The organism is Pseudomonas donghuensis (genome assembly GCF_000696345.2).
Classification (GTDB): Bacteria; Pseudomonadota; Gammaproteobacteria; order Pseudomonadales; family Pseudomonadaceae; genus Aquipseudomonas; species Aquipseudomonas donghuensis.
Map to the genome: position 1 here is coordinate 2,895,275 of NZ_CP071706.1, position 9,235 is coordinate 2,904,509.

General features: G+C 58.6%; 12 protein-coding genes. 7 read left to right on the forward strand and 5 right to left on the reverse strand.

What is annotated here, in order from left to right:
• The first annotated feature begins 146 nt into the window (after nucleotides 1-146).
• Nucleotides 147-356, forward strand: a complete 210-nt coding sequence (locus BV82_RS13685) for a DUF2158 domain-containing protein (protein WP_010226463.1) — start codon at nucleotides 147-149, stop codon at nucleotides 354-356.
• Nucleotides 357-465: 109 nt separating this feature from the next.
• On the opposite strand, the gene BV82_RS13690 is transcribed toward BV82_RS13685, so the two are convergent.
• A complete protein-coding gene (locus BV82_RS13690) occupies nucleotides 466-831 on the reverse strand; it encodes a hypothetical protein (protein ID WP_010226465.1) in 366 nt (121 codons plus the stop codon).
• A gap of 602 nt (nucleotides 832-1,433) precedes the next feature.
• Here BV82_RS13690 and BV82_RS13695 point away from each other — a divergent pair.
• Nucleotides 1,434-1,847 (forward strand): CBS domain-containing protein, encoded by a 414-nt coding sequence (locus BV82_RS13695; RefSeq protein WP_036995683.1) that lies wholly within the window; start codon nucleotides 1,434-1,436, stop codon nucleotides 1,845-1,847.
• A gap of 195 nt (nucleotides 1,848-2,042) precedes the next feature.
• Nucleotides 2,043-2,273 (forward strand): PLD nuclease N-terminal domain-containing protein, encoded by a 231-nt coding sequence (locus tag BV82_RS13700; RefSeq protein ID WP_036995682.1) that lies wholly within the window; start codon nucleotides 2,043-2,045, stop codon nucleotides 2,271-2,273.
• 51 nt (nucleotides 2,274-2,324) lie between these two features.
• On the opposite strand, the gene BV82_RS13705 is transcribed toward BV82_RS13700, so the two are convergent.
• The 4 genes from BV82_RS13705 to BV82_RS13720 form a co-directional block, all read right to left on the reverse strand.
• On the reverse strand, nucleotides 2,325-3,503 hold the full coding sequence (locus BV82_RS13705; protein ID WP_010226471.1) for a cystathionine gamma-synthase: 1,179 nt from the start codon (nucleotides 3,501-3,503) through the stop codon (nucleotides 2,325-2,327).
• Nucleotides 3,500-4,876 (reverse strand): pyridoxal-phosphate dependent enzyme, encoded by a 1,377-nt coding sequence (locus BV82_RS13710; protein WP_036995681.1) that lies wholly within the window; start codon nucleotides 4,874-4,876, stop codon nucleotides 3,500-3,502. The genes BV82_RS13705 and BV82_RS13710 overlap by 4 nt, the downstream gene beginning before the upstream one ends.
• Before the next feature lie 314 nt (nucleotides 4,877-5,190).
• A complete protein-coding gene (locus tag BV82_RS13715) occupies nucleotides 5,191-6,234 on the reverse strand; it encodes an SDR family oxidoreductase (RefSeq protein WP_010226475.1) in 1,044 nt (347 codons plus the stop codon).
• Nucleotides 6,235-6,237: 3 nt separating this feature from the next.
• The gene (locus BV82_RS13720) at nucleotides 6,238-6,657 is read right to left on the reverse strand and encodes an ester cyclase (protein ID WP_010226477.1); all 420 of its coding nucleotides are present in this window, start codon (nucleotides 6,655-6,657) and stop codon (nucleotides 6,238-6,240) included.
• A 116-nt stretch (nucleotides 6,658-6,773) separates the two neighbouring features.
• On the opposite strand from BV82_RS13720, the gene BV82_RS13725 reads away from it, so the two are divergent.
• The 4 genes from BV82_RS13725 (at nucleotide 6,774) to BV82_RS13740 (ending at nucleotide 9,212) form a co-directional block, all read left to right on the forward strand.
• Nucleotides 6,774-7,679, forward strand: coding sequence for a LysR family transcriptional regulator (locus BV82_RS13725; protein ID WP_036995680.1), 906 nt, complete (start codon nucleotides 6,774-6,776; stop codon nucleotides 7,677-7,679).
• A gap of 4 nt (nucleotides 7,680-7,683) precedes the next feature.
• Nucleotides 7,684-8,091 (forward strand): acyl-CoA thioesterase, encoded by a 408-nt coding sequence (locus BV82_RS13730; RefSeq protein ID WP_010226479.1) that lies wholly within the window; start codon nucleotides 7,684-7,686, stop codon nucleotides 8,089-8,091.
• A gap of 71 nt (nucleotides 8,092-8,162) precedes the next feature.
• A complete protein-coding gene (locus tag BV82_RS13735; protein ID WP_026001512.1) occupies nucleotides 8,163-8,369 on the forward strand; it encodes a YceK/YidQ family lipoprotein in 207 nt (68 codons plus the stop codon).
• 114 nt (nucleotides 8,370-8,483) lie between these two features.
• Nucleotides 8,484-9,212: a fimbrial biogenesis chaperone gene (locus BV82_RS13740; protein ID WP_010226481.1), complete on the forward strand. Its 729-nt coding sequence runs from the start codon at nucleotides 8,484-8,486 to the stop codon at nucleotides 9,210-9,212.
• Nucleotides 9,213-9,235 lie beyond the last annotated feature (23 nt).

Genomic DNA, 9,235 nt, shown 5'->3' on the forward strand with positions numbered 1-9,235 from the left:
GGAATCACCCTGCAAGCGGTTGCGGCGGGTGAAATCGTAGGTTTGAGAATATACTGAGGCAGACGCAGATCATGGCTCTCCAAGGGTAATTGCGCTTAGGTTTGCCGCAACCCATGAGGGGGGTCAACCAACCAGGGAGCCAGGCCATGTCGAATTTCGAGAAGGGCGATCTAGTGGTTTTGAACAGTGGTGGCCCTGTCATGACTGTCAGGTATGTTGATAATGACATAAGCGAAGGTTACAGCGTGCAAGTGACCTGTGATTGGTTTGATAAAGCAGAGCAGCATCACACGGCTACATTTAACGCTGAGATGATTGCAAAAGGGGACGGTCGGCTTAAAGGCTCAACCCTTTGAGGCAAGCGGGATAGGGATGATCACCATGCACGATCGGCGCAGCCGTGTCGATGGCGCTGGTGGCCGGGGCGCTCTGGCGTAGCTACCAGCACGGCCGGTGTCGTAGATATCAAGGGATAGATTTTCCGATCTTGGCGACAGCATGGACAATGGCGCGGCGCATCAATTCACACTCGTCATCGCTATCGATATCCGCGCCCTCAGACCAGTCGTCCGGGTTCTTTCCAAAAAGATCTTTGGGCATTGCGCATAGAAACGCGCAATCGATATGAAGACCAAGCTTCACCGCCAGGCGCAGCGCGTCGCCATCATTTACCAGTGGATTCCAGAGCGCTCTACTTTCGTCAACGAGCATTAGAAAGCCCTCTTCGCAGACCCTCGGGTGCCCAGGATCGCCTTGCCACAAGTCCGTCCATTCGATGAGTTCATACCCAGCAGCCTTAGCCGCCAGCTCCAGCAATTCCCGGTCCATCATGATGTGTACCCATTATCCAGTGCCCGGCTGAGCCGTGCTGTCAGGTGTTCAGCGCCCTTGTGCTCAAACGCGACGAAGAGCTGCCCTGTATCGAAAAGTACGGCCTCGGCCCTTTCAGATCAACCGGCCATGTAGAGCGGCCCCCCGTTGGGTAGGCGTGGGCCGTTATCGATGGGGGGCGGTGATGATCTGAATATCGTGTGCTCGAACTTTTTGCGTGCAAAAGGTTAAGGTCTTATTTTGGGGTCTTCACGGAAGCTCGGGGACTATGATCCTTGGGATGGGATGTTGAGGCTGCGAGTTTATCCATTCACGACCTTGACCTCTCCATCCCAGCCTCAGGATCACAGCCCCCGGAATTCCGTGAAGAACCTTATTTTTTCGCAAGCTATCGTTTGCACGAAAAGTAATGAAGAGAGAAATTTAGCACCGCTTGTCGAGTATACAAAACTCCTCGGGTTGTTTGGCGTCAGTTGTTACGTACACAGCCATAAGCGCAAAGCCACGGTGACGACTGAAGCCAGTCGTGAATAAATGCGACCTCGCCGCCAGCGCCGAAAACACTGGGCGGCGACCTGTTCGGATAGAATGGAGGAATTTAGATGAAAATCTCCGAAATTATGAGCCGTGATGTAAAAACCGTTCGCCCCCAGGCGACACTTCAAGAAGTGGCGCGCATGATGCAAGCCGAGGATATTGGTTCGGTGGTTGTCGGTGAAAACGATCGAATGGTAGGAATAGTGACTGACCGCGATATCGTTCTTCGTGCTGTTGCAGAAGGCCGGTCAATGGATGCTCAGGTCGGTGATGTCATGTCAAAAAGTGTTTGTTACTGCACGGAAAGTGATGAGCTGGAAGCGGTGGCACGTAATATGGCCGACATAGAAAAGCGCCGACTACCCGTTGTAAACAGTCAGAAGCGTTTGGTGGGGATTGTTTCGCTTGCCAATATAGCGAGCGCCCATCAAAACACCGTAAGTGGTGAAGTACTTCAAGGCGTGGCCAGACCCCATTAAGTTCAAAAAAATGGCGATCCTCACCCAGCGCCACTCCGATCAATCCAGTCTGCGTGAATAAAGGCTCGAAGCATGCGTTGTGCTTCGGCCTTTGCGCATGCCTGAGTGGGTGCAATGGACAGGTGCTCGCGAAATTTTGAACCCTGCCGCAGGTATGCTGCCAACCCTGTATGAACCCTTTAGGGAGCAGCAGCCATGTCAGATCCAGTCAGCTATTTCTGGATGTTCGTCGCGGCGGTCATCGTTCTTGTCGACCTTTGGGCGATCATCAACATCTTGGGTAGTGATAAGAGTGATGGCGTCAAGGTCCTGTGGCTTCTGGGGATTGTGATCTTCCCTGTGCTTGGCCTGATTGTCTGGGGACTGTTCGGACCCCGCGGTATCAAGCCTGGGTCAGGGTCTGGATCGCCTGAGCACAGCAAGTGATAGCGTGCAAACGTGCTCTTGTCCGACCACGAGCAGCTATCGACCCACCGCTTAAATCCGCGCCAATGCCTGGGCCAGGTCGGCGCGCAGGTCTTCGACATCTTCGACACCCACTGACAAACGCACCAGCGCATCACCGATGCCCAGTTGCGCGCGCGTTGGTGCGGGGATGCTGGCGTGGGTCATGATCGCCGGGTGTTCGATCAGGCTTTCGACCCCGCCCAGGCTCTCGGCCAAGGCGAATATCTGTACCGCTTCGAGGAAGCGTTTGGCGCCGTCCAGGTCGCTGTTCAGGTCAACGGAAATCATCCCGCCGAACCCGCGCATCTGCCGCTGTGCCAGTGAGTGCTGCGGGTGCGACGCCAGGCCCGGATAATAGACCCGCGCAACCTGCGGCTGACGTGCAAGCCATTGCGCCAGCTCCAGCGCATTGCTGCAGTGGCGCTCCATGCGCAGTGCCAGGGTCTTTACGCCGCGCAGGGTGAGGAAAGCGTCGAACGGCCCGGCGATAGCACCCACCGCGTTCTGCAGAAAGCCCAGGCGTTCGGCCAGCTCGAGGTTCTGCCCGACCACCGCGATGCCGCCGATCACGTCGGAGTGGCCGTTCAGATACTTGGTCGTCGAGTGCAGCACGATATCGAAGCCCAGCTCCAGCGGACGCTGAATCCACGGGCTGGCAAAGGTGTTGTCAGCCACACAGATGATCCCTCGCTCGCGACAGGTGCGCGCGACCGCGGCGAGGTCAGTGAGGCGTAGCAAGGGATTGCTCGGTGTCTCGACCCAGACCATCCGCGTGTCGTCCTGCAGCGCCGCTTCGAATGCGGCCAGGTCAGTCAGGTCGACGAAGCTGAAGCGATGCCCGGCGCTGCGCCGGCGCACCCGTTCGAACAGCCGGAAAGTACCGCCGTACAGGTCATTGCCAGAGACGATGTGGGAGCCTGTGTCGAGCAGTTCGAGCACAGTGGCGATCGCCGCCAGCCCGGAGGCGAAGGCGAAGGCCTGGGTTCCGGCCTCAAGGTCCGCCACGCAACGCTCCAGCGCCCAGCGCGTGGGGTTGTGCGAGCGCCCGTAGTCAAGGCCCTTGTGCACACCGGGGCTTTGCTGCGCATAGGTGGAGTTGGCGTAAATCGGCGGCATCAGTGCCCCGGTCGAAGGGTCCGGCGCCTGTCCAGCATGGATCACTCGGGTGGCGAAGGCGCGTGGCGCGCCGGTTTCATCGTGCTGACTCATGGTAGGGACCTGCGTAAGTGATTGAGCATGTCGACGCGGGTAATCACGCCGTGGAAGCCCGAAGCGTCTTCGATGATCGCCACCAGCCCACGGTCGAGCTCAGCCTGCAGCTCGGCCAGGCTGGCGCTGGGCGGCAGGGTTTCCAGTTTGTCGGTCATCGCGCTGGCCACGGTCAGATGAAAGTGCGAAGCGTCCTGGTGCACGCCGAGCAGAATATCGGACTCGTCGATCACGCCGACCAGGCGCTGTCCATTCACCAGTACCGGCAGTTGCGACACATCAGCCAGGCGCATGCGCTGAAAGGCGGTGAGCAGCGTGTCGTCCGGGCCCACGCTGATCACCCGGCCATCCTCGAAACGCCGCGCAATCAGGTCGCGCAGATCGCCATAACGCTTGCGCGCAAGCAAGCCCTGATCGGTCATCCACTGGTCGTTGTAGACCTTCGACAGGTAGCGGGTGCCGGTGTCGCAGACGAAGCTGACGACCCGCTTGGGCTCGGTTTGCTCGCGGCAGTAGCGCAGTGCCGCCGCCAGCAATGTGCCGGTCGAAGAGCCGCCGAGAATGCCTTCGGCGCGCAGCAGTTGGCGGGCGTGATCGAAGCTCTCCTCGTCGCTGATGGAGTAGGCCTGGCGCACACTGGAAAGGTCGGCAATAGACGGAATGAAGTCTTCGCCGATGCCTTCCACAGCCCAGGAACCGGGCGTACCGAGGGTGCCGCTGCGGCTGTATTCGGCGACCACCGACCCGATCGGATCAGCCAGCACCATGGCCAGGTTCGGCTGCAGGCGGCGAAAGAAGCGGGTCAGCCCGGTAAGCGTGCCGGCCGAGCCGACGCCGACGACGATGGCATCCAGATCATGCTGGGTCTGCGCCCAGATCTCCGGAGCGGTGCTGCACTCGTGGGCCAACGGGTTGGCCGGGTTGTTGAACTGATCGGCGAAGAAGGCGTCGGGAATCTCCTGCGCCAGCCGCGCAGCAACATCCTGGTAGTAGTCGGGATGGCCCTTGCCGACGTCAGAGCGGGTGATGTGCACCTCGGCGCCCATCGCCTTGAGGTGCAGGACTTTCTCGGTGGACATCTTGTCCGGCACCACCAACACCACCCGGTAACCCTTGGCGCGGCCGACCAGGGCCAGGCCCAGGCCGGTGTTGCCGGCGGTGGCCTCGACGATGGTGCCGCCGGGTCGCAGGCGGCCATCGCGCTCGGCGGTGTCGATCATCGCCAGGCCGATGCGATCCTTGATCGAACCTCCGGGGTTTTGCGATTCGAGCTTGAGGAACAGTGTGCAGGGGCCGGTATCGAAGCGGCTGACGCGCACCAGCGGCGTATTGCCGATCAGTTCGAGCACGGCAGGGCGGGAGTCGTTCGGCATGTCGTCACCTCGCTGCGGGAATTCGCACTGGATGGACGGTAACCTGCGCTGAAGCGTTGCGTGTCAGTCGCAGCGAAAGCCTCGCTTGGAACATAGGCCTGGATTGCACCCTCCGCAACCGTCCGCAGCCAGCCGGTAGCGATGCCGAGATGGCTGATGCTGGCCGGAAGTAGACAGTTGCGATCGTCGCTGATCGGGCTGATCCGCAGCGAAGCCCGAATCCCACCGCTCGCTGATTGGCGTCAGTGCAACGGCGGGCTGGCGCCCGCCGTGGCCGAGGACAACCTGACACGGCGTCCGGGATCGGTTGACCACTATGTTTCGCGAGGTTCGCGCGCGGTGCTTTTTTCAATCCAGCCGTGTTCTCGGTACCACGCTATGGTCTCTGTGATGGTCCGCTCAACTCCCCGAAACGTCAGGCCGAGCTCTTCCTCACTCTTGCGATGGTCAAAACAGGTACGGTGCTCCTCCCGAATCAATAGGCGCAATGTCGCCATGCTCAGCAAAATGGGTTTGCCGGTAAGGCGCGCATAGAGCTCCTGCACGGTCGCCAGGAGGTATAACGCGGGCAGCGGGAGTTGCCGAACAGGCGTCTTAACGCCTGCGACTCGTCCAAGAATGGGTACCAGCTGGCGCATGGTCATGTTCCGACCTGCCGCGAGATAGCGCTCGCCTCTGCGCCCTTTATCCGCCGCGACTATATGCGCTAATGCCACATCACGGGCATCGACCACGGAGAAGGTACCCGGGATCAATCCGGGCAGTTTTCTGTTCACAACATCCTTGATCAATTGCCCCGAGGAGGTCGGACCTATGTCGCCAGGCCCCCACATCCAGCCTGGCAGGATCATGCAGGCATGCATCTCGGGATGTGCTTGCAAAAACGCCAGGACAACCCGATCAGCAAGTATTTTGCTGCGGTAGTAGTCATCCGCGTCGGCCTCGGCCCGCAGGCACGTCTCATCGATGGGGCTGCCAGGTGCGCCGTCGAGCACGGCAATTGAAGACGTATGGATGAACCGCCGTATGCCCGCACGATAAGCCTGATGGATCAGCTCGTGCGTGCCCGTGACGTTGATCTTTTCGAGTGTTTTCCAGTGGCTGCCGCCCTTGTAGTTATCGCGAAAGAACGCTGCTGTATGAAACACCGTATCGCAGCCTTGCAGCGACGGCGCGAATGCCGTGACGTCGGCCATATCCCCAACGACCAACTCGACAGAGGGCAGATCGGCGAACTGCAGTTGACCTTTGGCTCTTGAGCGGACCAGGGCTTTAACCGCATAGCCACGTGCAACCAACTCGCGAACCAGGTTATTGCCCAACAAACCGGTGGCGCCGGTAACGAATGCGCTGCGCATGGTTCAACCCTCGCCCTGTTGTGCAAACGGCATCAACACCGCCGTGTCAAAAAAAACCTCCTCGCGGATGGCCAGTCGATCCTTGAAGGTGAAGTGCGCCGCGTAGTGCACGCAGATGGCTCGGCCATGGGCTGGGATTACCCGGTCTGGCAGTACCAATGGGGCCGAGAAGGTGCCGGTCAGTATGGCCGTCAGCGCCAGGCGATCCTCAGTGACAACGAATGGGGTCAAGATCACGTGGGCATCAGCAAATGCGTCGATAAGCGCGATTTCACGTCTGCGCATGGACTCCCGGCCTTTTTGTATCCCCATGGCATCAAGGTAAACGAAGTCTTCGTGAACCAGCGCAAGCATCGCTTCTACATCACGGCGATTGAATGCATTAGCGGCTCGATCTGCGTATTCGGTAGGGCCTGTAGTCATTTGTTCCATGCCAATTGTTCGGAGGGCTTGCAGATATACCCTCAAGGTATCCACCGAAAAACAGCGACTGCTGCATAATGGCTTTGCATTTATGCAAAACAGGGAAGAGATGGCATATGGCGATGCACGCAAATTGGGATGATCTTCGTCTGTTATTGGCCGTTTCGCGGCGTGGCAGCTTTCTTCAAGCAGGCCAGTTGCTGGGGCTTGCGGCGTCTACCGTGTCACGCCGACTAACCCAACTTGAAGCCGCCCTGGGCGAACCACTGGTCGAAAGGGGCGTTGAAGGCTGTTGGTTGACCTCCAGAGGACAATCGCTGGTGGAAGTTGCCTTGGCCGCGGAAGCAGGCTTGAGGGGAAAGACTGTCACTGTGCCCGGGTCGAGTTCGGCGTTATCCGGGCGGGTACTGGTGAGCGCCGGAGAAGGGTTCTCTTCTTGCATTATGGAGGCGGTGGCGCGCTTCACGTCCTTGCACCCGAGTTGCTCCGTGGAGTTGCAGGTCACAGCCGATTTCCACAAGATCGTGCGCGGCGCGGCTGACATTGCCGTACGCACCGCTCATTTGGGCGAGCCGTCGCTGATTTATCGCTCAGTAGGCAAACTCGCGTACGGTGTCTTTGCCGATGCAAGCTATCTGAAGCGATTTCCACACGTGACGCCGGCCATCGCCGACAGTATTGCCTTGCTTGCGCCGCTGGACATGTTGCCGCAGATGCGTGCAGCGAAGGCGGCGAGCCTGGACCGCGCGCAGGTCAGCGTAAGTTCCTTCGCTGCGCAGCTCGAAGCGGTGAGGCGAGGCATTGGCGTGGCCGTGCTGCCTCGGATGTTGGCAAACGGCTTGATCGAGTTGTTCCCTGAGCTGCACATCCCCGACATGGATGTGTACATGGTGACGCGGCCGCAGGCCCTGAAGCAGATCCATATCAAAACTTTTTATGCCATCCTGGAACAGGTGATGGTACAAACCCTTGGCGTTAAAAACGGGGATGTTAACGCTGTGCCTCTCACTATTAAGGATTGATCTTGTGCCGACTGCAGTGATTGTCAAGAGAACAGTATTGTTTGGTGACTGTGATCCCGAGGGGATTGTCTATACCCCGAGGTTTTCGTATTTCGTTATTGAGGCCGTCCATGAGGCACTTGCAGTCTGGCTGTCCGGTCCTGGATTAAGAACCCTGCTGGGTTTTGATCTACTGCCTCCGGCAAGGGCATTTTCGCTAGAGTTTCTTCATCCGGTCACGTGGGATGATGAACTTTCCATGAAGGTAAGTGTTGCCCGTGTCGGGCGTCACTCGTTCACATTTCTTGTCGAAGGTCGTTTAGCCTCAGAGGTTGTGGCCTTTACCGCCAGCCTCACACAGGTTTGCATCTCACCGGTTACCCGAGCCGTTATTGAAGTTCCTGAGCCGCTGAGGGCGCTACTCCAGGCTTGAGCGCCGCGGGTGACTTGCTTTTTCGTGCCAACGTCTATGCAGCAGACAATGGAAAGTAATAAGGACATTACGTGCTACGTAAACTCATGTTGATCCTGGCCATTTCGCAGTTGAGCGGCTGCGCCTGGTTTGTTGCAAACTCTTACGGGCCTGCTTCCTGCTTTGAAGGCACAGAGCTTGAGTTCAAGGAAATGATGCCGTTGATTGGGCCGTTCATCATTCTCGACTTACCCTTCACCGTGGTGGCAGACACGTTATCCCTTCCGGCATGCCTGTAATCGATCAATGCTGGATGCCCAGGCCGTTGACGCTGCCGGGCTCCAGTTTCTGGCGTACCAGTCTTTAGGAATCGTCTGATAGGTGACGGGCCTGGGCCACGCCAGAATTGGCGAATGAAATTCGACATTAGCGTTCGCCACACTCGTTGCCGGCTGCTGCCCGGCATCGGCATCCTCCTGGCCTTGCTGTTCAGCACAACGGCACGCGCCGACATCACCTTCGACGGTTTCACGCGCTTTATCTTCGAGGGCAAGCAGAAGCAATTGCCGGTGATTATCGTCAACCAGGGCAACCAACCGGCGCTGGTCCAGGTCAAGCTCGACTGGGGTGACAAGCAGGGCACCGGTGAATTGCCCATGGCTGTTTCCAAGCCATTGCTGCTGATTCCCGCCAACAGCAAGGCATCGACCGACATCCTTTACCAGGGGGTGGGCCTGCCGGATGACAGGGAGTCCTTCCTGTTGTTGAAAGTGCTGCAGATTCCGAAAAAAACCGTCGATAGCAACGCCATGGCGATTGCCTTGCAGCACAACCTCAAGCTGTTCTACCGGCCGCCATTGCCAGGCTCAGTCAGTGCTGGCGTTGAACAACTGCACTGGTCGCCGGCTGCTGCAGGCCGTTATCGGGCCCGCAACGACTCGCCCTATTACCTGACGCTGACCGAGGTCGCTTTGCTTGATCAATCAGGCGTCGCCTGCGGCCAGGCCATCGATCATCTGATGATCGCGCCGTTTTCGTCCTATTCATTGAACGTGAAAGGCTGTGACAGGCCTGTCAGCCAAGTGGCTTATGCATTTATCAGCGACGCCGGGCTAAGCCATGCGCGGCGCAGCAACTTGTGACCCTGATTACCTCAGAAGGCATT

What these genes read in the sequence shown, in the direction of transcription:
- BV82_RS13685 (WP_010226463.1), top strand. Translation starts at nt 147, where the DNA reads ATGTCGAATTTCGAGAAGGGCGATCTAGTGGTTTTGAACAGTGGTGGC.
- BV82_RS13690 (WP_010226465.1), bottom strand. Translation starts at nt 831, where the DNA reads ATGATGGACCGGGAATTGCTGGAGCTGGCGGCTAAGGCTGCTGGGTAT.
- BV82_RS13695 (WP_036995683.1), top strand. Translation starts at nt 1,434, where the DNA reads ATGAAAATCTCCGAAATTATGAGCCGTGATGTAAAAACCGTTCGCCCC.
- BV82_RS13700 (WP_036995682.1), top strand. Translation starts at nt 2,043, where the DNA reads ATGTCAGATCCAGTCAGCTATTTCTGGATGTTCGTCGCGGCGGTCATC.
- BV82_RS13705 (WP_010226471.1), bottom strand. Translation starts at nt 3,503, where the DNA reads ATGAGTCAGCACGATGAAACCGGCGCGCCACGCGCCTTCGCCACCCGA.
- BV82_RS13710 (WP_036995681.1), bottom strand. Translation starts at nt 4,876, where the DNA reads ATGCCGAACGACTCCCGCCCTGCCGTGCTCGAACTGATCGGCAATACG.
- BV82_RS13715 (WP_010226475.1), bottom strand. Translation starts at nt 6,234, where the DNA reads ATGCGCAGCGCATTCGTTACCGGCGCCACCGGTTTGTTGGGCAATAAC.
- BV82_RS13720 (WP_010226477.1), bottom strand. Translation starts at nt 6,657, where the DNA reads ATGACTACAGGCCCTACCGAATACGCAGATCGAGCCGCTAATGCATTC.
- BV82_RS13725 (WP_036995680.1), top strand. Translation starts at nt 6,774, where the DNA reads ATGGCGATGCACGCAAATTGGGATGATCTTCGTCTGTTATTGGCCGTT.
- BV82_RS13740 (WP_010226481.1), top strand. Translation starts at nt 8,484, where the DNA reads ATGAAATTCGACATTAGCGTTCGCCACACTCGTTGCCGGCTGCTGCCC.